Origin of the sequence: Mesorhizobium sp. M0060, assembly GCF_040323155.1 — a bacterium.
GTDB lineage: Bacteria > Pseudomonadota > Alphaproteobacteria > Rhizobiales > Rhizobiaceae > Mesorhizobium.
Window position 1 is genome coordinate 147,931 of record NZ_JAMYUP010000009.1, and the last position, 22,805, is coordinate 170,735.

The following is a 22,805-nucleotide window of genomic DNA, read 5'->3' on the forward strand; positions in this document are numbered from 1 at the left end:
GATGAGCGAATTGATAGCGGAAACCGCCACCCGCCTGTGGACGCCGAATGGTTTCTGCGAGGACGAGTGGGTTCATGCCGAAAGCGCCGAGGCGCTGGTCGGCAATGGCCGCTTCATCCTGCCGCTGCAGGCGTTTCTCGGCCTCGATCCGGAGGTGCGGCGGTCGGCGAAGGAACGCATTGGCGTGCTGCTGCAGCCCGGCGACCAGCTCGAAAAGATCGCCGGCCTGCTCGACCAGCTGTCGCTGGTGGCGCTGGCGTTTCCGGCGTTCAATGACGGCCGCTCGTTCTCCAAGGGCGAATTGCTGCGCAGCCGTTATCATTTTGCCGGCGCCATGCGCGCCACCGGCCAGGTTCTGATCGACCAGCTGCCGCATATGCTGCGCCTCGGCTTCGACGAATTCGAGGTGTCGCACCCGGTGCTGCTGAAGCGGCTCGAGCAAGGCCGCACCGGCGGACTGCCGCTGTTCTACCAGCCGGCGGTGAAGCCGGAGGCCAAAGGCCCGAAATATTCCTGGCGGCGGGTGCGCGCCGGCTGATCCGCCCCGCGGAACCAAAGCCGCATCTGGTCGGACCACATTGCCGATTCAGTCTTTTATTTTGCCCGTCCCCGCTTTAGGATAGGTCTATTATTTCGAGATCCGAAATAAATGTGTGGCCACAAGGGAGGAACCGGATATGGCTGGCAAGAAGATATTGATGCTCGTTGGCGAGTTCAGCGAGGAATACGAGATTTTCGTCTTTGAACAGGCCATGCATGCGGTGGGCCACACCGTCCATGTCGTCTGTCCCGACAAGAAGGCGGGCGATATCCTGAAGACCTCGCTGCACGACTTCGAAGGCCACCAAACCTATACGGAAAAGCTCGGCCACGACTACATTCTCAACAAGACGTTTTCCGAGGTCAACCCGGCCGAATACGACGCCGTCTACGCGGCGGGCGGGCGGGGCCCGGAATATATTCGTATCGACAAGCGCGTGCAGGCGCTGGTGCGGCATTTCCACGACACCGGCAAGCCGATCTTCACCATCTGCCACGGCGTGCAGATCCTAATCGCGGTCGACGGCGTCGTGCGCGGCAGGGAAGTCGCGGCGCTGCAGTATTGCGAGCCGGAAGTCACGCTGGCCGGCGGCATCTATATCGACGTTGCGCCGACCGGCGCCCATGTCGACGGCAATCTTGTGTCGGCCAAGGGCTGGCCGGGCCTTGCCGCCTTCATGCGCGAATGCCTGAAAGTGCTGGGCACCGAGATCCGCCAGGGCGAGATCCTGATGCGCGACGAACGCCAGGCGGCTTGATTTAGAGTCCTAAATAAACCGCCGCGCAGGCAGCGCGGCGGTGCGTCTACATGGCCATCCGCGCTTCGCGGAACGACACCAGCTTGTTGCGGCTCTCGTCCCACAGCGCCAGCTTGACGCAGCGCAGGCTGTCGAACAGCGTTATGCGGCCGATCTCACGCAGCTCCGGATAGTCCCTCAGCACTTCCGGAAGCCGGTAGCATGGCACCTTGGCGGAGAGGTGGTGCACGTGATGGACGCCGATATTGCCAGTGAGCCAGCTCAGCACCGGCGGCAGGTCGTAATAGGACGAGCCGTGCAGGGCGGCGCGCTGGAATTCCCACTCGGAGTCCTTTGTCCACTCCGTCTCCTCGAACTGATGCTGGACATAGAACAGCCAGATGCCGGCCGATCCGGCGAGGATGACGATCGGCAAATGGACGACCAGGAACGCGCCGGGGCCAACAAACCAGATGAGCAGGGCAGCGATGACGGCGATGGCGAGATTGGTGGACATCGACGACACCCAAGGGGTGAGACCGCCCCGCATCATGCCCAAGGGCAGTCTCTGCTCGAAAATGAAGATCCAAATCGGGCCAAGGCCAAACATCACCAGCGGGTGGCGATAGAGGCGATAGGCGAGCCGACCTCGCCACGACAGTTGCCGATATTCGGCCACGGTCAGCGTCTTGATGTCGCCCGTGCCGCGCTCGTCGAGATTGCCGGCGCTGGCGTGATGGGTTGCGTGGGCGCGGCGCCAGCAATCGTATGGCGTCAGCGTCAGCACGCCAAGCACGCGGCCGATCCAGTCGTCGGCATAGCGATTGGCAAAGAACGAGCCGTGGCCGCAATCGTGCTGGATCATGAAGATCCGCACCAGAAAGCCGGCGGCCGGAAGGATGAGGACCAGACCCCACCAATGGCCATAGGCATAAGCGGCCGAGGACAATGCCCACAGCGTGGCGAAAGGGATGAGGGTGATGGCGAGTTCGACGGCGCTGCGACGCCTGTCGGGCTTTTTATAGCGCGACAGGATTTTCAACCAGGCACGCTTGCTGTTTGCCACAGCTTCGGGGGAAATCATGTTCATCATGAAACATAGGCGGTGCAGGGCGCTGCCACAAGATGGGGTCACGCAAAGTTACTGCGCGTAAATGTCGCGCGATGCGAGGAGTTTCCGGCCGCAATCGCCGGGCGCGCCGCCGGCAACGGGGTCTACCGACGGCGCCCGCCTGCGACCATGTTGGCTTCGATGCCGTCCAGGCGGTCAAGCAATTCCTTCAAACGGTCGGGAATATCGGACTCCGTGCGGAAGGCCGGCAAGGTGCGCAGAAAGCGCTTGGTCGCTTCGGTGCCGAGCTGGCGCCGGATATCGGCGGCGAGCCCGTCGCGTTTTTCGCCATTCCTGCGGGGCATCATCCAAAATCCTGTGTCGGCTTCGAAACTCTTCCAGGGGAGGAATGGTTCCCGCTTTGTAGTATCCTGGCAAGCAAAGCCGGCAGCTGTGGTAAAGTTTGAATTAAAATCGAAAGGTCTGCGCCGTCCGCCATCAAGCCGCGACAGCGGCTGCAGTATCGCTTGCCCCTTGATTTTTGGCCGCTAAACCTCGATATCGGGCGCAAATCCACACCATTCGAAATGACGGGAAACGGCGATGAGCGACCAGGCAAAAGACGAACGCGCGCTCGATGAAGCCGAGAAGACCGAGGCTGCCGCGGAGCCAAGGGAAGGCGGCGTCGACGGCGACTATGAAGCGCTTGTGCGGCTTCTGAAGGAAAACGAAGAGCTGAAGGATCGCGCGCTGCGCGTCGCGGCCGACATGGAGAATTTGCGCCGCCGCACCGCCCGAGACGTCCACGACGCGCGCGCCTATGCGGTCGCCAATTTTGCCCGCGACATGCTGTCGGTATCAGACAATCTGCGCCGTGCGCTGGATGCCATCCCGGAGGAGGCCAAGGCATCGGGCGATGCCGGCTTCAAGGCGCTGATCGACGGCGTCGAGATCACCGAGCGCGCCATGCTGTCGGCGCTGGAGCGGCACGGTGTGAAGAAGCTCGAGCCCGAGGGGGAGAAATTCGATCCGAATTTCCACCAGGCGATGTTCGAGGTGCCCAATCCCGACGTGCCCGCCAACACGGTCGTCCAGGTCGTGCAGCCCGGCTATTCGATCGGCGAGCGCGTGCTGCGGCCGGCCATGGTCGGCGTCGCCAAGGGCGGCCCCAAGCATGTGGCAAGCGAAGCGCCGGAGCCGGGGCCGGTCAACGAGCAGGCTGAGAAGGATGCGTGAATGATGAATGGTCAATAGTGAATGGTTAGTAGTTGGTAGAAAGTAGTTTGTAGAAGCCAGACGGGCTTCGTTTCTATCATTCACTATTCATCATTCACTATTCACTATTCACGCAGCGAAGCGCTGCGCTTCCCCGCCATAATAGTTGACGTAGCGGGCGCCGATCTCCTTGACCGGCATCACCACGAACACGTCGACCGTCGAGAATTCACGATCGATGACGCAGCCGTCGCCGATGCGCGCGCCGACGCGCAGATAGCCCTTGACCAGCGGCGGCATGGCGGCGATCGCCGCCTTGGCATTGACGGCCTCGATCGGCATCAGATCCATGGAACAATAGCGCCCGGCGACGGCACGCACGTCCCAGGATGAATTCGTCCGGCAGTGATGGGCAAGATAGGTCAGCGCCTCGGCATGTGCCGCCGGCACGGTGCCGTGGAACGACGCGCAGCCTGTCATCACGCCGATGCCGTAATGGTTGATATAGGCCCAGATGCCTTGCCACAGCGCCTCGATGGTGCGCTTCGAACGGTATTCCGGCAGAACACAGGAGCGGCCAAGCTCAAGGAAGCGCTGGCCGGGATGCCGGGCGATCAACTTGGTCAGCTCGAATTCGCCCTCGGAATAGAAGCCGCCGGCTGCTGCGGCAATCTCCTGCCGCAGCAGGCGGTAGGTGCCGACGATGCGGCGATGCTCGGGGCCGGAAAGCGAAGTATCGAAGACCAGCAGATGATCGCAGAGGGGATCGAAGCGGTCGGCATCGCGGCGGTCCTGCATCTGGAACAGGTCCTTCCTGGCACCAAGCTCGTCGTAGAACACCCGGTAGCGCACTTCCTGCGCGGCAGCGATCTCGGCCTCGTTGCGGGCGAGCCGCACTTCGAGATTGCCGATGCGGCCGAGCGATGCGCCTTTTATGACGGCATCGGCGTTCCGGCCGACAAGCAAAGGCCCGCTGGCGTTCGGCCGAGCATCACATTCCGGCATGACTGTATGCACGAGTGATTCTCCTTCGAGCCATCCCTCTTGGCACGGGGATACGGTGTAGGTGCAACAGGATTGTGACAGTACCGTGATACGGCTCTGCGGGCAATACTTCGTCGGCTGGGTATCGCATGACCCCGGAAACCGAAATTGGTTTCCGGAAAGGATCATGCGAAAAAGTCAAAGTGTTAGAGCGTCCTTTGCGCGTCCAAGAGACGCGGGCGCTCTAATGCCAACCGGCTATCGGGTGATCGAAAGCGGCTCAGGCAGCCACTTGCCCTTCGACCGCGTGAACCAGGGCATCGGGGTCGAGCGGCTTGGTGACGAAGCCGCTGGCACCGTGAGCGAGCACGGCGTGGCGGGTCTTTTCCTGGCTGTCGGCCGACAGCACCATGATCGGCACCGGCGGCACCGCGGTCTCCTCCTCATAGCGGCGGATGGCGGCGATGGCGTCCAGACCGTCCATCACCGGCATATGCAGGTCCATCAGCACCACATCGAAGCGGTGCTTGTGGCCGGTGCTGATGACCGCCTCGACCGCGGCCTTGCCGTTGCCGACCACTTTTACGCGATGCCCGGCCTTCAGCAGCGTGGCGCGGGCCAGCATGGCGTTGATGTCGTTGTCCTCGGCGATCAGCACCGACAGGCCCTGCTGGCGGCCGCCAATGGCGTGCACAGCTTGCGCGCCGCGCTTTTGCGGCTGCGGCTCGGCGATGACCGGCGCATGGCTGGTCAAAAGCACGCGCAGCAGTGTCTCGCCGCGCACCGGCCTTGCCAGGAAGGTGGCGTAACCGTTGGCGCGGAACTCGCCAAGCATGCCGCGGTCGGTCGGCGCGATCAGCGTCACCGCCTCGCAATCGGCAAAGCCGCCCTGGCGCAGGCGCCTGAGCAGCCTGCCGTCACTTTCCTCCATGGCAGCATCGACCAGAAGCACGTCGCAGCCCTCGGCGAAAGGGGTGGCCTGGGCGGCGGTGGTGGCCAGATCGACCGTGCCGCCATTGGCGCGAATGGTGCGGGCGATGGCTTCGGCCTCGACGAGATTCTTCGACACGATCACCGCATGCCGGCCCGACAGCGCGTTCTGGCGGATCTGCGGCGCCTCGACTGCGGAAATAGCGGGAATCTCGAAGACGAATTCGGACCCCTGGCCAAGCCGGCTCGACACCGAGATAGTGCCGCCCATGGCGGTCACCAGGCGCTTGGAAATGGCAAGACCGAGGCCGGCGCCGCCATGCGCACGGGTCGAGGTGCCGTCGGCCTGTTCGAAGTCCTCGAAGATGCGCTCCATGTCCTCCTCACGCAGACCGGGGCCGGTGTCAGCGATGGTGAAGCGGATGCGATCGGTGGTTTCGGTGCGGACGCGGGCGATGCTTACCAGAACGCCGCCGCTGTCGGTGAACTTGACGGCGTTGCCGATGAGGTTGAGCAGCACCTGCCTGACCCTGCCGGGGTCGGCGGTGATCAGCTGCGGCACGTCGGGTTCGACATGGCAGCCGAGGCCGATATCCTTGGCAAAGGCCCGCGCCGCCAAGAGTTCGACGACGTTGTCGGCGATCTCACGCACCGACATCGGCTGCGGTTCCGGATCGAAGCGGCCGGCCTCGATCTTGGAGTAATCGAGCAGGTCCTCGATCAGAGCCAGCAGCGCGCTGGCCGAGGTCGAGATGGCGCCGACATAGGTCCGCTGCTCGGGCGAAAGGCTGGTGTCGGCGAGAAGCCGCGCCATGCCCATGATGCCGTTCATCGGCGTGCGGATCTCGTGGCTGACGGTGGCGAGGAAGCGCGATTTGGCTTGGCTGGCATATTCGGCCCGCTCGCGGGCGGTGATCAGCGACGATTCGGCGCGCTTGCGGGCAGTGATGTCGCGGGCGATGGCACGATGCGAAACGGCGCCGCTGTCCTTGTCGCGCACCGACAGCTCGATCCAAGAGAACCAGCGTGGACCGTCCGGCGTGCGAATGGCGACGTCGGTGGAACTCAGGCATTCATGGTCGGAAAAGGCGGCGTCGGGGACGATGCCGACATCGATGCCGAGTTCGGCCAAGGTCTTGCCGGCAAGGTCGCGCTGGTCGGTTTCGACAAGGTCGGCGAAAACCTTGTTGGCGTAGACGATGTGGCCGTCGCGGTCGCGGTGGACGACGAGATCGCCGAGCGCATCGATCAGCCCGCGGAAGCGCTCCTCGCTCTCCTGCATCTCCCACATGCGGTCGGCCAGCGTCTCGATCTCGGCGCGGCTGCGGGCCGCCGTCGCGCCGAGCAAGGCCACCGCGCGGCGCTCGGCGCGCCTGTTGCGCAGATGCATGGCGAGCCCGGCCATGGCTGTCGCCAAAAGGCCGATGGTGATGAAGATCGGCGCTCCGGTCAGATGCGACAGGCCTGCCAGCACGACGATGGCGACGAGCGTCAGGAACGGCAGGCCTTCGCGGTTGGCATCCGGCAATTCCGGCGCCAGCGGTGGAGCGGCGACAAGCTGCCGCCCTGGCGCCTCGGGAGCCGTCCCGTCGGCCCGTTCGGCTGGTTCCGCCTCTCTGATGCCGGGTTCCGCAATCATACGGAACTCCTGCCAGATAGAGCTTATGGAAGGTTGTGGCGGATCGTTCGAATTTTAGCGGTCGCGCTCTTTTTGTCCCTTGTTGCCCTTGGGCTCACATGTCCACCACCACTCGGCCGCGGATCCTGCCCTCGACGATGTCATGCGCCGCGCCGATGATGCCGTCGAAGCCGATGCTCGTCGACAGGCTGGCAAGCTTTGCGTGATCGAGATCGGTGCCGATGCGGCGCCAGGCCTCGATGCGGACCGCCTTGGGCGCCATCACGGAATCGATGCCGAGCAGGGAGACACCGCGCAGGATAAACGGAGCGACGCTTGCTGGCAGGTCCATGCCGCCGGCGAGGCCGCAAGCGGCGACGGCGCCGCCATAGGAGGTCATCGACAGAACGTTGGCCAGCGTGTGGCTGCCGACAGCATCGACGCCGCCGGCCCAGCGTTCCTTGGCGAGCGGCTTTGCCGGCTGGGTAAGCTCGTCGCGTGAGATCACTTCGGCCGCGCCAAGGTCTATCAGGTAAGGGCGTTCGGCACTGCGGCCGGTCGAAGCGATGACGTGATAGCCGAGGCTGGACAGGATCGAGACCGCAACCGAGCCGACGCCGCCGGCAGCACCCGTCACCACCACCGGGCCGCGGTCGGGCACGATGCCGTGCCGCTCCAGCGCGATGACGCAAAGCATGGCGGTGTAGCCGGCGGTGCCGACCGCCATCGCATCATGCGGGCTCATGCCGTCCGGCAGCGGCACCAGCCAGTCGCCGTTGACGCGGGCGCGTCCGGCATAGGCGCCGAAATGCGTCTCGCCGACGCCCCAGCCGTTCAATATGACGCGATCGCCCTTGCGCCAGTCGGGATTGGAAGACGAGGTGACGGTGCCGGCGAAATCGATGCCCGGCACCAGCGGCCAGCGGCGGATCACCGGTGCCTTGCCTGTTATGGCAAGACCGTCCTTGTAGTTCACCGTCGTCGCCTCGACCGCGACGGTAACGTCCCCCTCCATCAGGTCTGCCTCGGTGAGTTCGGTCACTGCGACCGACTGTTTTTTCTCGGCGTCGCGCGAAACGAGGATGGCTTTGAAGGTTTCGAGCATTTTTTCTCCTCGAGGCGTTCGGTTCTGAAGTGTGTGGCGCCCAGCCAGTGAGGTCAATCGTGCGAGGTCCCGCGCCCCCAGCCAATGAGTTCATCGAAGACGACCAGCACGGCACCGACCGAAATGAAGGCGTCGGCGAGGTTGAAGACGGCGAAGGACCAGACCGGCGTATGGAACAGGATATAGTCGATGACATGGCCATAGGTAGCGCGGTCGATCAGATTGCCGAGCGCACCGCCAACGATCAGCGCGAAACCGACGCGGGCAAGCAGGTGGCCGGGCGGCGTGCGGGCAGCGAGGTAGAGCACGAAAGCGACCACCAGGACCGCGACGACCACCAGGCCGGTGTCGCCAAAGGACGAAAACAGCGAAAACGCGATGCCGGTGTTGTAGGTGCGGTACAGTGCCAGGAACGGCAACAGATCGAGCCTTTGCTGAAAGGCAAGGCCGGTCTCGACCAGATACTTCAGCCACTGGTCGAACGCTATCGCGGCGACGACCAGAAGAGCGTAGGGGCTCCAGGACTTCATGGTTTGCAGTTTCACGGTTTGGGATGTCACGATCCGGCTTCCTCCGGGCCGAGCTTCAGCGCGCCGCGCCGGATCTCGAACAGCATGACGCCGGTGGCCACCGCCAGGTTGAGCGAATCGGCGCGGCCGGCCTGCGGTATCCGCAGCAATCTGTCGCAGCTTGCAGCCAACTCGTCAGGCAGGCCTTGCTGCTCGTTGCCCATCATCAAAAGCACCGGACCTTTTGAAAAATCGACCGATCTGTAATCGACCGCACCCTTAAGATGTGTGCCGGCGACGAGGCCGGGAAAGCTCTTTCGCCAGGCGAGGAAAGCCTCAGGCGTCGCCTTGGCGACCGGCACGGCGAAGATCGAACCCATGGTGGCGCGCACCGTCTCGACCGAAAAAGGATCGGTTGTCTCGCCGACCAGGATGACACCCGTGGCGCCGACGGCGTCGACTGTGCGGATGACGGTGCCGAGATTGCCGGGGTCGCGCACGCGGTCGAGCGCCACCCAGACGTCGCCGTCCTGGGCGCGGATGTCCTTCAGCGGCAGGAATTTCTGTGAGAACACGCCGACGACCATTTGCGGATTGTCGCGGCGGGTGATGGCGACCAGCACCTTTTCCGAAACTTCAAGCACGGTGCCGCCGGCGGCAACTGTGCGCGCCGCGACTTTTTCGACCGCCGCATTGCCGCGTGCGGCCTTGGCGAAGACCAGTGTCCTGATCGTCCAGCCGAGATCGAGCGCGTCGATGACCAGCTTCAGGCCTTCGGCCATGAAGGCATTCTGCTGGTCGCGGAATTTCTTCAAGGCGAGCGCCTTGATGTCCTTGATCAGCGGATTGGCGAGGCTGGTGACTTCCTTCACCTGCCCTGGCGCGCCTGCGTGCCGTTCGTATGTACTCATTCAGGCCACCCAGCGCGAGAACAGCGAGGTCGACAGCGCCCGGCCGGCGGATTTCTCGCGAATGATCAACTCGCCCGATTCGACCGTGCCGCCCATGCCGGCGAAGGTGTCGCGCAGCAAGGCATGGATGGCGAAGAAGGAGGCGCGGATCGAATAGGCGGTCAGCACCACGGCGAGCGGCTTCGGCGTCAGGATGGCGCGGCAGATGTCGGTCAGCGCCGGCAGATCCTCGAATAGCTGCCAGACCTCGCCCTTCGGTCCGCGGCCATAGGCGGGCGGGTCGAACAGGATGATGTCATAGCGGTTGCCGCGGCGCTCCTCGCGTTCGGCGAATTTCACGGCATCGTCGACGATCCAGCGGATCGGCTTTTGCGACAGGCCCGCCATCTCCTGGTTTTCGCGGGCCCAGCCGATCGCTTTCTTGGAAGCATCGACATGGGTGACCTCGGCGCCAGCACGCGCCGCCACGAGCGAAGCAAGGCCGGTGTAACCGAACAGGTTCAGCACCTTGACCGGCCGTTTTGCCGCCGCGATCAGCCCGGCCATGTGGTCCCAATGCGAGGCCTGCTCGGGAAAGACGCCGACATGGCGAAACGAAGTGAAGCGGCCGAGATAGTCGATGCCGTCATGCTTCATCGGCCAGGTCTCGCCGAGCGGTGTCTTCGGAAAGCGCCAGCGGCCGATGCCTTCCTCGTCGGTATCGCCGGTGAAAATGGCGTCGGCGCGCTCCCAGTCTCTGGCCGGCAAAGCCTTTTGCCAGATCGCCTGGCCCTCCGGCCGAACGATGCGGTAGGGGCCGTATTGCTCGAGCTTTTCTCCGGCGCCGCTGTCGAGCAGCGCGTAGTCCTGATTGGGACCGACTTCGAGGATCAGCGGCAAATGTTCGGCAGGCAGCGCGCCGTCGCGGCGCGACAGCAGGCGTGGCGCGGCTTTAGGCTCGGACCGGTCCTGCGGTTTTGTCTCCGGACCAGCAGTTCGATTGGCGTCGCGCTGCCGCGGCTGCTCCGCCACGCCCTTCGCGGGCGGGCGGCTGTCGCGGCGTTTGTCGCGAAAAGGTTTCAAGAAGGCGCATCTCCGGGCGGCGGCTCGGCCGCTTCTGCCACAGCACATTGACCGGCGCAACAAAGCGGCCGCCGGCATTTGCGAAAGGATCAGCCGCGCCGGATCGAAAGCAGGGCGACGACGAGCGCTATGAAACCGGCGGCCTTGAAGCCGGTGACGACCATATGGCCCGTTTCCCAGCGGCTCCGGATAGTTTCGAAATTGTCCGGGATCGGTCCGGGCACCCAGGTAGCCAGGACATCGTTTGCCGGTTTGACCAGCGCAACCCACGCCACAAGGGCCATCAGGTAAAGCATGGTGGCGGCCAACGCCCACCAGAATGCCGGGCGGTCGCCGCGCAGCATCCATGCGAGTAGACCCGGACAGACGATCGCCGCCACGTCCAGCGGTGCGCCGATAGTCGCGAAGAATTGGAACTGAGCGTTGAAGACCGTAGTTTCACGCCAAAGCGAAGGCGACCATCTGGTCAGTCGCGGCACCGATTCTAGCACATGGGCGAAGGATGGCCCAAGGCTGAGCGCAGCGACGGTGGTGGTCAAAATCGACCAGAACAATAGGAACCCGCGGATTTCCATAGGTTCGAACAACGGAGCGAGGCCGTAGATGTTCCCGTCCGCTACCATGTTGCTTGCCGCCGAAAGTGCTGGGGCTCTATCGTCGATTGAAACCAGGTTATGATTCATGTCCCGTGCTGAACGCCTGCTCGACCTGATCCAGATACTGCGCCGTCATCGCCGGCCGGTCAGCGGTCGCAGCCTTGCAGGCGAAATGGGCGTGTCGATCCGCACGCTCTATCGCGATATTGCCGCGCTGCAGGGGCAGGGCGCGCGGATCGAGGGCGAGGCGGGATTGGGTTATGTGCTCAGGCCCGGCTTCATGCTGCCGCCCTTGATGTTCACCGACGAGGAGATCGAGGCGATCGTGCTCGGTTCGCGCTGGGTGGCCAAGCAGCCGGATTGGCGGCTTGCGAACGCTGCCACCGACGCGCTGGCCAAGGTCGCCGCGGTGCTGCCGGACGATTTGCGTGAAGATCTCGATGCCTCGACGCTGCTGGTCGGATCGCGCACCGAGGTCATCGAAGGCATCGATCTCGGCGTGGTGCGGCAGGCCATCCGCGAGGAGCACAAGCTGAGCTTTGTCTATCGCGATGCCGGCGGCGCTGCCTCCGAGCGCACCGTCTGGCCATTTGCGCTCGGCTTCTTCGACAAGGTGCGCGTCGTCGCGGCGTGGTGCGAGATGCGCCAGGACTTCAGACACTTTCGCGCCGATCGGATATCCGGCCTCAACGCCACCGAGATGCGCTATCCGCGCCGTCGCCAGGTGCTGCTGAGGGAATGGCGGGCGACGCTCGACAAGCCAAGCTAAGGCTGCTGCCCAGGTTAAAGGCTGCCCGCAATAAAGGCTGCTGCCAGAATCTGGCAGTGGGATGCCTTATGCTCCTCCAGTCGAAACCATCTGGAGAGCAATTCATGACACCGCCCAATTTCGTCATCCTCTATGTCGACAAGCCTGAGTACAGCGGCGCCTTTTATAGCGCTCTGCTCGGGCGGGAGCCGGTCGATACCTCGCCGACCTTCGTGCTGTTCGTGCTCGACAACGGCTTCAAGCTCGGCCTCTGGTCGCGTCACACGGTGGAGCCGGCCGCCGCGGCAGCAGGTGGCGGCGCCGAGGTCGTCTTTGCGCTGGATACGCCTGCAGCCGTCGACGCCACCCATGCCGAGTGGGCCGGCCGCGGCCTGACAATCCTGCAGAGCCCGGCCGACATGGATTTCGGCCGGACCTTCGTCGCGCTCGATCCGGATAACCACCGGCTGCGGGTTTATTGGCAAAGGGAATAAGGCAGTAGGTTAGTAAGGCAGTAAGGCAGTAGGTGAATAGGAAATATGATTGGCACGAAGCCGCACGATTGGTACGGCTCCCTACTGCCCTACTGCCCTACTGCCCTACTGCCCTACGCTTGCGCGATACACGGCAATGCCGGCGGCGAGGTCCTCGAGGGCCGCACCGACCGACTTGAACAGCGTGATCTCGTCATCGCTCTGCCGACCTTTTTTCTGGCCGCGTGCCAGTTCATGCAGGTCTGCGACGATGGCTTCCGGTTTCAGCACGCCGGAGGCCAGCGGCTGGACGATATCGCCGGCTTCCTTGATGGCGCCAGCGCGGGTGTCGACATAGACGCGGGCGCGTGCAATCGCGTCGTCGTCGCTTTCGCGCATCGCCGGCGTGAAGCCGCCAACCAGATCGACATGGGCTCCTGGCTTCAAGAGTGCGCCCTTGATCAGTGGCGTGGTGGTGATGGTCGCCGACGACACGATATCGGCCTGGCCGAGTTCGGCGTCGAGATCGCCTGCTGCTTCGGCCGCAAAACCCTCGGCACGCAATTTTGCCGCGAGCTTTTCGGCATTGGCCGGCGTGCGGTTCCAGATGCGGATGTTCTTGATCGGCCGCACCGCCGAATGCGCCTTTGCAAGGAATGGCGACAGCGCGCCGGCGCCGACCACCAGCAGCCGCGAGGCGTCCTCGCGGGCCAGATACGAGGCGGCCAGCGCCGAGGCACAGGCCGTGCGCCACTGCGTCAGCCGCTGGCCGTCGATCAAGGCCTGCGGCTCGCCGGTGGCGCCGTCGAGCAAGAGGTAAAGCCCCATCACCGCAGGCTTGCCTACGGCATTGTTGTCGGGTGACACGGTGACAATCTTGACGCCGATATGGCCATCGGCCGAGGTGCCGGCTGCGTTGAAGTCGGTCCAGGCCGGCATCAAAAGCAGCGTCGAGGCGGCGCCATCGGGCCGCTCGACCGTGTGATGGTGCCTGATCGGCTGCACAGCGCCGTCGCGAAAAGCGGCGCGCAACGTCTCGACCAGCCCGGAAAAGGTCAGCGCACGGTCGACCTCGGCGGCGGAAATGGTCAGCATGGAAGGCTCCGTGGAGAAATAGGCCAGCTGCGCTTCAGGCCCGAACCGCGGCTCAGTTCGTCGGCTTCGGCAAGGCCGGGCCCTGCGCCGCGGTGGGCGCGCGGCTGACCGCCTGGCGCAGGTTCTCAGCCTCGGCGCCGCGCTGGCGCGCCAGCTTGCGGTAGCGACCCTGCTTGATCCAGGTCGCCAGGCTGCCGACGATCATGCCGATGGCCAGCGCCAGGAACAGGAAAATGAAGAGCGGCAAGGTCAGCGTCAGCGCCGGATTGCCGGGATTGAACGGATCGAGCGTGAAGGCCACCGGTTCGCGGTTGGCGACGGCCAGCGCAATCAGGATGACGGCCAGCGGCACGAAAACCACGATGAGGATGAAGCGATTGAACATGTTTTTCCGTTCGGAAGAAAAGGCAGGAGCGGGTCGGCGGGCGCCGCGCCTATTTGCCTCCGTTCAGCCTTTCACGCAATTCCTTGCCGGTCTTGAAGAACGGCACCCATTTCTCCTCGACCTCGACGGATTCGCCGGTGCGCGGATTGCGGCCGGTGCGGGCAGGGCGGTTTTTCACCGAAAACGCACCGAAGCCGCGCAGCTCGACCCGGTTGCCCTCGGCAAGGGCGTCGGTGATTTCATCGAAGATGGCGCCGACAATGTTTTCGACGTCGCGCAGGAAAAGATGCGGGTTGCGCGTGGCGATGATCTGCACAAGTTCGGATTTGATCATGAAAAGGCTCCCCGTGAAAGCAGTGCCGTCGAAATTATCAGAATGATTTTATTTGCTTTTTTCACTCGTCTCAAGGGTGCCAGACGGAAACGAGACCGTCAAGAAACAAGCGGTCCGCTCCAATTTCGTGAAGGACGTCGCCGCCATAGCCGGGCAGGCCAAGCGCACCGCCGATGGTCTGCGCCATCGTCTTGGAGAACAGGAAACCGCTGCGTTTTTCCGTGTCCTTCCATTCCACCACTTTGAGCTTGGCATCGACACCCTTGCCTGCAAGCCAGTCAATCGCTTCGGCCTCGCCGCCGACCGCGTCGATCAATCTGTTGGTGACCGCCTGCCGGCCGGTGAAGATCGATCCGTCGGCGAGCGCCAGCACCTCCGGTTTGGTCATGTTGCGGCGTTCGGCGACGATGCCGACGAACCAGTCGTAGCTGTCGAGAATGAGCTTGCGGACCATGGCGCGCTCATCATCATTGGTCGGCTTGAAGGGAGACGGCGAGGCCTTCAAGGGCGAGGATTTCACCTCCTCCAGCTTAATGCCAAGCTTGTCCATAAGGCCGCTGACGTCCGGGTACTGGATCAGCACGCCGATCGAGCCGACGATCGATGATTTGCGTGCGACAATATGGTCGGCCGCGGTGGCGATCATATAACCCGCCGACGCGGCGAGCGTGCCGACCTCGGCCACCACCGGCTTGTCGGCGGCGAGCTTGCGCACTTCCTCGTAGATCGACTCGCCACCGACGGTGGTGCCGCCGGGTGAATCGATCGACAGGATCACAGCCTTGACGCGCGGCGACTGACGGATGGCTTCCAGCCGCTTGATCAGTTCTTCGTCTTCGGTGATGGTACCTTCGATCTTGACCTTGGCAATGTGGTCGACAGCCGCGCCAGTGAAGTCGTCGCCATAAATCCAGGCGGAAAAGGCGATCAGCCCGGCTGCTGCGACAACAATCGCCGCAACACGCCAGAATGTCAGCTTGCGGCGCAAGCGGCGGCGGTCGATCAGGTCGTCGGCTCTCAATGCCATGGTCAGCCTCGTAGTCGGTGGGAGCAGATGCTTTTAAAGCAACCATTCGCGCCCGGCTACCGTTTCCTGACGGCCTTGCGCCAAAGGCCGTCTTCGGCGTTCGCGGCACGCTTCAACCTGTCACGTTTACAGGCTCTAACACTCTGCGCCCATATCTGGTATGAGGTACAGGCGCGCCGGGGGCATTTTCGTTGTACAGGGGCGGTTGTCACATTTTTGCGGTTTTCCTCGGCTTGTGCTTGCTTGAGGGCGCCGGCACCCCACCTATAGGGCGGCCTGGCGGGCAGGGGTTTAGAAGAAGCAGTCATGTTAGCGGGACCAATCGAACCGACCAACACCGAGACGGAGTTGGCTCCCAAGGCCGCAGGCTGGGCGCGGGTCGACGCGTTTGACATTGCGCAGCGTCATTCGCGCCGGGTCCGGATTCTCAAGCTGGCCGTGCCGCTGGTCGCCGCCGTGATCGCGGTCGCGTTTCCGGTCTATTCCTATCTCATGGCCCCCGCTGCAATCGAGGTGCAGGCCGACGGCGGCGCCTTTGCCGATGGCAAGCTGGTGATGGCCAATCCCAAACTCAACGGCTTCACCAAGCAGAATCTGCCCTATTCGATGACGGCCCTGCGCGCCATACAGGACGTTAGCAAACAAGGCATCATCGACCTGGAAGGCATCAAGGCCAAGCTGCCGATTGCGGCCGACAACACGGCCGCCATCGATGCCACGCACGGCACCTATGATCGCGACGGCAACACGCTCAGCCTGACCAGCGACGTGACGGTGTCGACCACGGATGGCGTGGTGGCAAAATTCAAATCGGTCTATCTCGACATCGGCGAAGGCACTATGAAGACAAGCGAGCCCGTCGACGTCAGCCGCGGCGGGTCGCGGATCAGGGCGGATTCGATGTCGGTCCAGGACAATGGCAAGGTCCTGGTTTTCGAGAACAAGGTGCGCGTCGACATCGATCCCGCCAGCCTGAAGGCGGCAGAGGCAAAGAGCGGAGAGACCAATGTGGTTCAGTAGTTCGGCACGGCGCCTCGCTGCGATTTCGGCGTTGCTAACCTTGGGGCTGACCTTGGGGACGGCGCCGTCGCTGGCGCAGTCCAAGGCGACCAGCCAAATGTCCGGCCTCAGGCTGTCGGGCGACAAGCCGATCCAGATCGAAAGCGACAAGCTCGAGGTGCGTCAAGCGGAAAGCGTTGCCGTCTTCACGGGCAACGTCAACGTCGTCCAGGGTCCAACTGTGCTCAAGGCCGGCAAAATGACGGTCTATTACGTCAGGGATGCAGGCGCCGCCAAAGGCGCCCAGCCGGCGGGTGCCGCGGCAATGACCGGATCCGCCAACATCGACCATCTCGAGGTCGACGATAAGGTCTACATCAAATCGGACAATCAGGTTGCCACCGGCGACCGCGGCACCTTCGACATGAAGACCGAAGTGCTGGTGCTTTCGGGCAGCAAGGTCGTGCTCTCGCAAGGCGACAACGTGCTTGTCGGCTGCAAGCTCACCGTGCAGATGAAGAGCGGCCTTGCCCAGGTCGACGCCTGCGGCGGCCGTGTCATGATGTCGATCACGCCGCCGGCGAAGTCCGGAGCAGCGAAACCCTGATGACCGGCATATCGTCGCTGCTGGCGCGTCTTCCAGGGCGCGCCGCTAGCAAACTTGCGGCACCGGCCAGGGTCACCGTTGAAGCGGCAAAGTTCAAGGGAACCTTGATCGCCAAGGGGCTGACCAAAAGTTACAAGGGCCGCAAAGTCGTCAGCGGCGTAACGCTGGGCGTGCGCGCCGGCGAGGCGGTTGGGCTGCTCGGCCCCAACGGTGCCGGCAAGACGACCTGTTTTTACATGGTGACCGGCCTGGTGCCGGTTGACGAAGGCACCATCGAAATCGACGGTTTCGACGTCACATCGATGCCGATGTATCGCCGCGCCCGTCTTGGCATCGGCTATTTGCCGCAGGAAGCATCGATTTTTCGCGGCCTGAACGTCGAGCAAAACATCCGGGCCGTGCTCGAAGTGGTCGAAAAGAGCCGCAAGGAGCGTGAGCGCCTGCTCGACGAATTGCTTGAGGAATTCCACATCAGCCATCTGCGCAAGGCTCCGTCGCTGTCGCTCTCCGGCGGTGAGCGGCGGCGCCTCGAAATCGCACGCGCGTTGGCCACGCGCCCCGCCTACATGCTGCTCGACGAACCTTTCGCCGGCATTGATCCGATCGCCGTCGCCGACATCCAGCAGCTCGTGCGCCATCTGACGGCACGCGGCATCGGCGTGCTCATCACCGACCATAATGTCCGCGAGACACTTGGCCTGATCGACCGCGCCTATATCATCCATGCCGGCCAGGTGTTGACCCATGGCCGGGCCGACGAAGTGGTCGCAAATGCCGATGTGCGGCGGCTTTATCTCGGCGAGGGATTTACGCTCTAAATGCGAACTTCCGGTTCGAACGCGATTTCCGGCGTAGTCCAGTAGCTTTTTCTTCAATTTTCTGCCTGAAATCGCGCTGGCAGGCGAGTTTTGCCGCTCCTCGTCTTGACAAGCAAAAGCCGGGCCAGTTTCTATGCTGGCCTGGAAAATTCTTTCCAGCAGTGCGGGTGCGTAGACGGGGCGTTTGAAACCGAACCATGGCGTTGGCGGCAAAACTACAGCTACGACAGTCGCAGTCGCTGGTGATGACGCCGCAGCTGATGCAGTCGATCCGGCTGCTACAGTTCACCCACCTCGAGCTGGAACGCTTCATCGACGACGAGATCGAACGCAATCCCCTGCTGGAACGCGCCGAACCGCAGGAGGACGCCGCCAGCGACCAGGCGCAGAAGAGCGACGCCGCACCGGAATCGGCCGCCGGCGGCGACTGGTTCGAAGCGGAGACGGCGTGGAGCGCCGAGGCGATCTCGGAAAAGCTCGATACGTCGCTGGAAAACCTGTTTCCCGACGATCCCGGTACGAGCGAGCGGCTCGGGCCCGACCTGACGGCGCAATGGAAATCGGCGTCCGGCAACAGTTCGGCGTCTTCCTCCGACGGCTTCGACGTCGCAGATATGGCGGCGGCTGCCATCACGCTGCGCGACCATGTCGGCGAGCAGGTGGCGCTCGCCTTTGCCGATCCGGCGGCGCGCCTGATCGCCGGCGAGCTTGCCGATGGCCTCGACGAGGCCGGCTACATGCGTGCGGATATGGCCGAGATCGCGGCCCGCCTCGGCACGGACGCCACGGCGGTGGCAAAGGCGCTGGCGATCTGCCAGACATTCGAGCCTGCCGGCATCTTCGCCCGCGACCTCGCCGAGTGCCTGTCGCTGCAGCTTGCCGTGCGCGACCGGCTCGATCCGGCGATGAAGGCGCTGATCGCCAATCTCGAACTCCTGGCACGGCGCGATTTCCAGACGCTGAAGCGAATTTGCGGCGTCGACGAGGAGGATCTGCTCGACATGCTAGCCGAAATCCGGGCGCTCGACCCGCGGCCGGGAATGGCGTTTTCGCGCGGTGCCAGCGATGCGATCGTGGCCGACGTCGAGGTGCGCGCAGCCAATGACGGCAGCTGGACGGTCGAGCTCAATGCCGAGACGCTGCCGCGCGTGCTGGTCGATCACATCTATTTCGCCCAGGTCACGCCACATGCGAAAAACCAGGCGGAAAAAGATTTCCTCGCCGAATGCCTGCAGAACGCCAACTGGCTGACGCGCAGTCTCGACCAGCGGGCGAAGACCATCCTCAAGGTGGCCTCTGAGATCGTGCGCCAGCAGGACGCTTTTCTCGTCCACGGCGTGCGGCACCTAAAGCCGCTCAACCTGCGCACGGTGGCGGACGCCATCGGCATGCACGAATCAACGGTCAGCCGGGTCACGGCAAACAAATACATGCTGACGCCGCGCGGCGTGTTTGAGCTGCGCTATTTCTTCACCGCCTCGATCGCTTCGTCAGGTGGCGGCGATGCGCATTCGTCGGAAGCGGTGCGCGATCGCATAAAGCAGCTGATCGACGAGGAGAAAGCCGTCGATGTGCTTTCCGACGATGCCATCGTGGACATGCTGCGGGAAAGCGGCGTCGACATCGCCAGGCGCACGGTTGCCAAATACCGGGAAGGCATGAACATACCCTCTTCGGTGCAACGGCGGCGCGAAAAACGCGCTTTGGCCAGCGCCGGTCGTTGAGTTTCGGCGGAATTTCCACAGCTTTCGCCTTTCATTGACAAGCGGCAACGAAGTGGCTAGAAGCCCGCCCGCATGAGACGGGCTGGCGAGTGGATTTGAGTTCGCTGATGCCCGCACGAGAGATGGTCCGTCACGACGTAGGCCACGGGACGGCCAAGAAGGCGGCTTGTGATCAACCGGAAAGTTCGGATTTAAAATCGGCGCAAGTGACGCCGCAAAAGCTTGTGCGCACGGACCACGAGTATAAACTCGGGACAGTTTGAAGCCTGAGCAAGGAAGGTCAGTTTTCAGATGACACTGCGCATATCGGGAAAACACATGGACATCGGCGATGCGTTCCGTACGCGCATCACCGACCGTGTCGGGGAAGTGATCGGGAAATATTTCGATCGGGGCTTTTCAGGGCAAATCGTAGTCGTCAAATCGGGGTCGCGCTACACGGCCGATTGCATGATCCGGCTGGATTCCGGCACTTCGCTGCAGGCGACCGGCGATGCCCAGGATCCGACGCTTGCCTTCGATGCCGCGGCGGATCGTCTGGAAACCCGCCTCAGGCGCTACAAGCGCCGGCTGAAGTCGCACAATTCAGGCAATGCCAACGGCGAACCCACCGACGTCGCCTATACGGTGATGGCGCCGCTTGCCGACGATGATGAAGACATACCGGAGAATTTCGCGCCGGCCATCGTCGCCGAATCGACCATGACGCTGCGGACCATGTCGGTAGCGTCAGCCGTGATCGAGCTCGACACCAAGGACAGCCCGGTCCTCGTCTTCCGCAATGCCGGAAACGACCATCTCAACATCGTCTATCGCCGGCCGGACGGGAATATCGGCTGGATCGACCCGTCTACGGCCAAGGTCGCGCAGGGGTAAAAACCAGCCGCACGCGAGCGTGAGGACTGGCGACGGCAGGCGAACAAGGGATTTCAAGCATGGATCTGAGCGATCTCGTCAACGTTCCGGCAATCATGCCGGCGTTGAAGGCGAACTCCAAAAAGCAGCTGCTGCAATTGCTGTCTGAGAGGGCGGCGGCGATTTCCGGCATTCCGGAGCGGGAGGTGTTCGATACCATCCTGCAGCGCGAGCGGCTGGGTTCAACCGGCGTCGGCAACGGCATCGCCATTCCGCATGGCAAACTGGCCGGGGTGAAGCGGATCGCCGGCGTTTTTGCCCGGCTGGAGACACCGGTCGATTTCGAGGCCCTCGATGACCAGCCGGTCGACCTGGTGTTTCTGCTTCTGGCCCCCGAAGGTGCCGGCGCCGACCACCTCAAGGCGCTGTCGCGCATCGCGCGGGTGCTGCGCGATGCCGACACGGTTGCCAAGATCAGGGGCACGCGCGACGCCGTGGCCATCCACGCGCTGCTGTCGGACACGCAGGCCTCGCACGCCGCCTAGATGCATTGGGATTGAAGATACCGCTGGCTGAAATCCTTCAGGGGCCGCCGTGAGCGGCCCTATCCATTTCAGCCGGAAGACCGCCCGTCTCTTCAACGCCTAATGAATGGCGACGGTGACGAGGTCGTTTTCCATGGCGCCGGCCAGCGCCCGGTCACGAGCGTCCGAAAGCAGGATCGGCTGGCCATTGGCGGCAAACAGCGCCCACAGTTCCATGCCCGGCGCGATTTCGCCGAGGCCTGGGAAACGCCCGCGCAGATCGTCGCTCGACACTTTCCTGAGATAGGCGACCGAACCTTCGCCGAGATGGGCGAATTCGCCGCTGGTCATGATGATATTTTCGTCAGTTCTGGTCATTTCAAGCCTCCTTGCCGCGAGACGCCGCTCAAGGCCATCCCGCATGAGAGCTATCGGCAAAAATCAGTCTTTCACCGATATGTTTATTTTTCGTACCAGCCGTTCGGACTCCGGCCGATCGAGATCGATCGACAAAAGGCCGTTCTTCAATTCCGCCGCAATCACCCGCATACCGTCGGCCAGCACGAAACAGCGCTGGAACTGGCGCGCGGCGATGCCACGGTGGAGGAATTCGCGCTCGGTGTCGTCGTTCTGACGGCCTCGCACGACCAACTGGTTCTCCTCCGTGGAGACATCGAGATCGCTTTCCGCGAAACCGGCGACGGCGAGCGTGATACGCAGCCTTTCGGTCTTGCCGTCGGCACCGCTGAGGCGCTCGATGTTGTAGGGAGGATAGCTGTCACCTGACTTAGCCAAGCGCTCCAGCGTCTTTTCCATAGAATCGAAACCGAGGAGAAGCGGGCTGGAAAAAGGCGTCATTCGGCTCATGTTACAGTGTCCTCTCAAGAGCGACATAAAGTGGAAAAACCCGGATGGCATTTTTCCCGATGGTCTTGATATGGTCCGCCGCCCGGCAGACTTCAAGCCGTCACACATCCCGCCCAAAAAGACTTGCCAAAACAAGGAATTGAAATGCCCCAATCCCGCAGGATCATCATCGACACGGACCCCGGCCAGGACGATGCCGTCGCCATATTGCTGGCGCTCGGCAGCGCCGAGCTGGAGATCGTCGGCATCACCGCGGTGGCCGGCAACGTGCCGCTGAAACTTACCGAAAAAAACGCCCGCAAGATCTGCGAGTTGGCCGGTCGGCCGGACGTCAAGGTCTATGCCGGCGCCATCCGGCCGCTGGCGCGCGAACTCGTCACCGCTGAGGAAGTGCATGGCAAGACCGGCCTCAACGGACCGCAACTGCCCGAACCAAAGATGAAGCTGCAGGACGAGTATGCGGTCGATTTCATCGTCGAGACGCTGATGAACGAGGAGAGCGGAACGATCACGCTTTGCGCGCTCGGGCCGCTCACCAATGTTGCGCTGGCGCTGATCCGCGAGCCCAAGATCGCGCCGCGCATCAAGGAGATCGTGCTGATGGGCGGCGGCTTCTTCGAGGGCGGCAATGTCACGCCGACCGCCGAATTCAACATCTATGTCGACCCGCACGCCGCCGATGTCGTGTTCAAATCGGGCATTCCGATCATCATGATGCCGCTCGACGTCACCCATAAGGCGCTGACCACCGCCAAGCGCACGAAGGCTTTCCGCAAGCTCGGCACCAGGGTCGGCACGGCGACGGCGGATATGCTGGAATTCTTCGAACGCTTCGACGAGGAGAAATACGGCACCGATGGCGGCCCGCTGCACGATCCTTGCGTGATCGCCTATCTGTTGAAGCCGAAGCTGTTCAAGGGCCGCAATTGCAATGTCAGCGTGGAAATGGCCTCGGAGCTCACCATGGGCATGACGGTGATCGACTGGTGGGGGGTGACCAAGCGGCCGAAGAACGCCATGGTGATGCGCGACATCGACCACGATGCGTTTTTCGCGCTGCTGCTGGAAAGGTTGGGGCGGCTTTAAGGGCC

General features: G+C 63.1%; 27 protein-coding genes. 12 read left to right on the forward strand and 15 right to left on the reverse strand.

Going from position 1 to position 22,805, the window contains the following annotated elements:
* Position 1: 1 nt before the first annotated feature.
* The gene (locus NKJ94_RS11880) at positions 2 to 538 is read left to right on the forward strand and encodes a DUF934 domain-containing protein (RefSeq protein ID WP_352525163.1); all 537 of its coding nucleotides are present in this window, start codon (positions 2 to 4) and stop codon (positions 536 to 538) included.
* A 139-nt stretch (positions 539 to 677) separates the two neighbouring features.
* A complete protein-coding gene (locus NKJ94_RS11885; protein ID WP_352525164.1) occupies positions 678 to 1,298 on the forward strand; it encodes a DJ-1/PfpI family protein in 621 nt (206 codons plus the stop codon).
* Between the two features lie 46 nt (positions 1,299 to 1,344).
* On the opposite strand, the gene NKJ94_RS11890 is transcribed toward NKJ94_RS11885, so the two are convergent.
* Positions 1,345 to 2,367: a fatty acid desaturase gene (locus tag NKJ94_RS11890; RefSeq protein WP_352525222.1), complete on the reverse strand. Its 1,023-nt coding sequence runs from the start codon at positions 2,365 to 2,367 to the stop codon at positions 1,345 to 1,347.
* 125 nt (positions 2,368 to 2,492) lie between these two features.
* Entirely contained in the window at positions 2,493 to 2,696 is a 204-nt protein-coding gene (locus NKJ94_RS11895; RefSeq protein WP_352525166.1) for a hypothetical protein, read from the reverse strand.
* Positions 2,697 to 2,931: 235 nt separating this feature from the next.
* Between NKJ94_RS11895 and grpE the strand changes: the two genes are divergently transcribed.
* Positions 2,932 to 3,564: a nucleotide exchange factor GrpE gene (gene grpE, locus NKJ94_RS11900; RefSeq protein ID WP_352525167.1), complete on the forward strand. Its 633-nt coding sequence runs from the start codon at positions 2,932 to 2,934 to the stop codon at positions 3,562 to 3,564.
* Positions 3,565 to 3,672: 108 nt separating this feature from the next.
* On the opposite strand, the gene olsB is transcribed toward grpE, so the two are convergent.
* The 7 genes from olsB to NKJ94_RS11935 all read right to left on the reverse strand — a co-directional run bounded on the left by olsB (position 3,673) and on the right by NKJ94_RS11935 (position 11,237).
* Positions 3,673 to 4,548: a l-ornithine N(alpha)-acyltransferase gene (olsB, locus tag NKJ94_RS11905; protein WP_292664606.1), complete on the reverse strand. Its 876-nt coding sequence runs from the start codon at positions 4,546 to 4,548 to the stop codon at positions 3,673 to 3,675.
* A 259-nt stretch (positions 4,549 to 4,807) separates the two neighbouring features.
* The gene (locus NKJ94_RS11910) at positions 4,808 to 7,096 is read right to left on the reverse strand and encodes a PAS domain-containing hybrid sensor histidine kinase/response regulator (RefSeq protein ID WP_352525169.1); all 2,289 of its coding nucleotides are present in this window, start codon (positions 7,094 to 7,096) and stop codon (positions 4,808 to 4,810) included.
* Between the two features lie 94 nt (positions 7,097 to 7,190).
* Complete coding sequence (acuI, locus tag NKJ94_RS11915) at positions 7,191 to 8,180, reverse strand: acrylyl-CoA reductase (NADPH) (RefSeq protein ID WP_352525170.1); 990 nt, start codon at positions 8,178 to 8,180, stop codon at positions 7,191 to 7,193.
* A gap of 53 nt (positions 8,181 to 8,233) precedes the next feature.
* Positions 8,234 to 8,710 carry a signal peptidase II gene (lspA, locus tag NKJ94_RS11920; protein ID WP_352525223.1) on the reverse strand — a complete coding sequence of 159 codons (477 nt, stop codon included), beginning with the start codon at positions 8,708 to 8,710 and terminating at the stop codon, positions 8,234 to 8,236.
* 26 nt (positions 8,711 to 8,736) lie between these two features.
* Positions 8,737 to 9,600 (reverse strand): TrmH family RNA methyltransferase, encoded by an 864-nt coding sequence (locus NKJ94_RS11925; protein WP_352525171.1) that lies wholly within the window; start codon positions 9,598 to 9,600, stop codon positions 8,737 to 8,739.
* Positions 9,601 to 10,662, reverse strand: a complete 1,062-nt coding sequence (locus NKJ94_RS11930) for an RsmD family RNA methyltransferase (protein WP_352525173.1) — start codon at positions 10,660 to 10,662, stop codon at positions 9,601 to 9,603.
* 89 nt (positions 10,663 to 10,751) lie between these two features.
* Complete coding sequence (locus NKJ94_RS11935; protein ID WP_352525225.1) at positions 10,752 to 11,237, reverse strand: anthrone oxygenase family protein; 486 nt, start codon at positions 11,235 to 11,237, stop codon at positions 10,752 to 10,754.
* A gap of 106 nt (positions 11,238 to 11,343) precedes the next feature.
* Here NKJ94_RS11935 and NKJ94_RS11940 point away from each other — a divergent pair, with 106 nt between their 5' ends.
* Together NKJ94_RS11940 and NKJ94_RS11945 are read left to right on the forward strand one after the other, a co-directional pair.
* The gene (locus NKJ94_RS11940) at positions 11,344 to 12,027 is read left to right on the forward strand and encodes a helix-turn-helix transcriptional regulator (protein ID WP_352525174.1); all 684 of its coding nucleotides are present in this window, start codon (positions 11,344 to 11,346) and stop codon (positions 12,025 to 12,027) included.
* Positions 12,028 to 12,131: 104 nt separating this feature from the next.
* Complete coding sequence (locus tag NKJ94_RS11945) at positions 12,132 to 12,500, forward strand: VOC family protein (RefSeq protein WP_352525175.1); 369 nt, start codon at positions 12,132 to 12,134, stop codon at positions 12,498 to 12,500.
* Between the two features lie 105 nt (positions 12,501 to 12,605).
* Here the strand turns inward: NKJ94_RS11945 and lhpI are convergent, their stop codons facing one another.
* The 4 genes from lhpI to sppA all read right to left on the reverse strand — a co-directional run bounded on the left by lhpI (position 12,606) and on the right by sppA (position 15,320).
* A complete protein-coding gene (gene lhpI / locus NKJ94_RS11950) occupies positions 12,606 to 13,574 on the reverse strand; it encodes a bifunctional Delta(1)-pyrroline-2-carboxylate/Delta(1)-piperideine-2-carboxylate reductase (RefSeq protein ID WP_352525176.1) in 969 nt (322 codons plus the stop codon).
* Positions 13,575 to 13,626: 52 nt separating this feature from the next.
* Positions 13,627 to 13,959, reverse strand: coding sequence for a LapA family protein (locus NKJ94_RS11955; RefSeq protein ID WP_352525177.1), 333 nt, complete (start codon positions 13,957 to 13,959; stop codon positions 13,627 to 13,629).
* 49 nt (positions 13,960 to 14,008) lie between these two features.
* Positions 14,009 to 14,293 (reverse strand): integration host factor subunit beta, encoded by a 285-nt coding sequence (locus NKJ94_RS11960; RefSeq protein ID WP_006200394.1) that lies wholly within the window; start codon positions 14,291 to 14,293, stop codon positions 14,009 to 14,011.
* A gap of 70 nt (positions 14,294 to 14,363) precedes the next feature.
* Positions 14,364 to 15,320, reverse strand: coding sequence for a signal peptide peptidase SppA (sppA, locus tag NKJ94_RS11965; protein ID WP_352525178.1), 957 nt, complete (start codon positions 15,318 to 15,320; stop codon positions 14,364 to 14,366).
* 306 nt (positions 15,321 to 15,626) lie between these two features.
* Between sppA and lptC the strand changes: the two genes are divergently transcribed.
* The 6 genes from lptC (at position 15,627) to ptsN (ending at position 20,868) form a co-directional block, all read left to right on the forward strand.
* On the forward strand, positions 15,627 to 16,340 hold the full coding sequence (lptC, locus tag NKJ94_RS11970) for an LPS export ABC transporter periplasmic protein LptC (RefSeq protein ID WP_352525179.1): 714 nt from the start codon (positions 15,627 to 15,629) through the stop codon (positions 16,338 to 16,340).
* Positions 16,327 to 16,926 carry an LptA/OstA family protein gene (locus NKJ94_RS11975; RefSeq protein WP_352525180.1) on the forward strand — a complete coding sequence of 200 codons (600 nt, stop codon included), beginning with the start codon at positions 16,327 to 16,329 and terminating at the stop codon, positions 16,924 to 16,926. Before lptC ends, NKJ94_RS11975 begins: the two co-directional genes overlap by 14 nt.
* A complete protein-coding gene (gene lptB / locus NKJ94_RS11980; protein WP_292664962.1) occupies positions 16,926 to 17,744 on the forward strand; it encodes an LPS export ABC transporter ATP-binding protein in 819 nt (272 codons plus the stop codon). Before NKJ94_RS11975 ends, lptB begins: the two co-directional genes overlap by 1 nt.
* Before the next feature lie 197 nt (positions 17,745 to 17,941).
* Complete coding sequence (rpoN, locus tag NKJ94_RS11985) at positions 17,942 to 19,468, forward strand: RNA polymerase factor sigma-54 (protein ID WP_352525182.1); 1,527 nt, start codon at positions 17,942 to 17,944, stop codon at positions 19,466 to 19,468.
* A 291-nt stretch (positions 19,469 to 19,759) separates the two neighbouring features.
* Complete coding sequence (gene hpf, locus NKJ94_RS11990; protein WP_352525184.1) at positions 19,760 to 20,344, forward strand: ribosome hibernation-promoting factor, HPF/YfiA family; 585 nt, start codon at positions 19,760 to 19,762, stop codon at positions 20,342 to 20,344.
* 59 nt (positions 20,345 to 20,403) lie between these two features.
* On the forward strand, positions 20,404 to 20,868 hold the full coding sequence (gene ptsN / locus NKJ94_RS11995) for a PTS IIA-like nitrogen regulatory protein PtsN (protein WP_023718962.1): 465 nt from the start codon (positions 20,404 to 20,406) through the stop codon (positions 20,866 to 20,868).
* A gap of 99 nt (positions 20,869 to 20,967) precedes the next feature.
* On the opposite strand, the gene NKJ94_RS12000 is transcribed toward ptsN, so the two are convergent.
* Positions 20,968 to 21,225 (reverse strand): BQ00720 family protein, encoded by a 258-nt coding sequence (locus NKJ94_RS12000; protein WP_352525186.1) that lies wholly within the window; start codon positions 21,223 to 21,225, stop codon positions 20,968 to 20,970.
* A gap of 63 nt (positions 21,226 to 21,288) precedes the next feature.
* Positions 21,289 to 21,714 carry an Hsp20 family protein gene (locus tag NKJ94_RS12005; RefSeq protein ID WP_023718964.1) on the reverse strand — a complete coding sequence of 142 codons (426 nt, stop codon included), beginning with the start codon at positions 21,712 to 21,714 and terminating at the stop codon, positions 21,289 to 21,291.
* A gap of 144 nt (positions 21,715 to 21,858) precedes the next feature.
* Here NKJ94_RS12005 and NKJ94_RS12010 point away from each other — a divergent pair, with 144 nt between their 5' ends.
* Entirely contained in the window at positions 21,859 to 22,800 is a 942-nt protein-coding gene (locus NKJ94_RS12010; protein ID WP_352525187.1) for a nucleoside hydrolase, read from the forward strand.
* Positions 22,801 to 22,805: the final 5 nt, after the last annotated feature.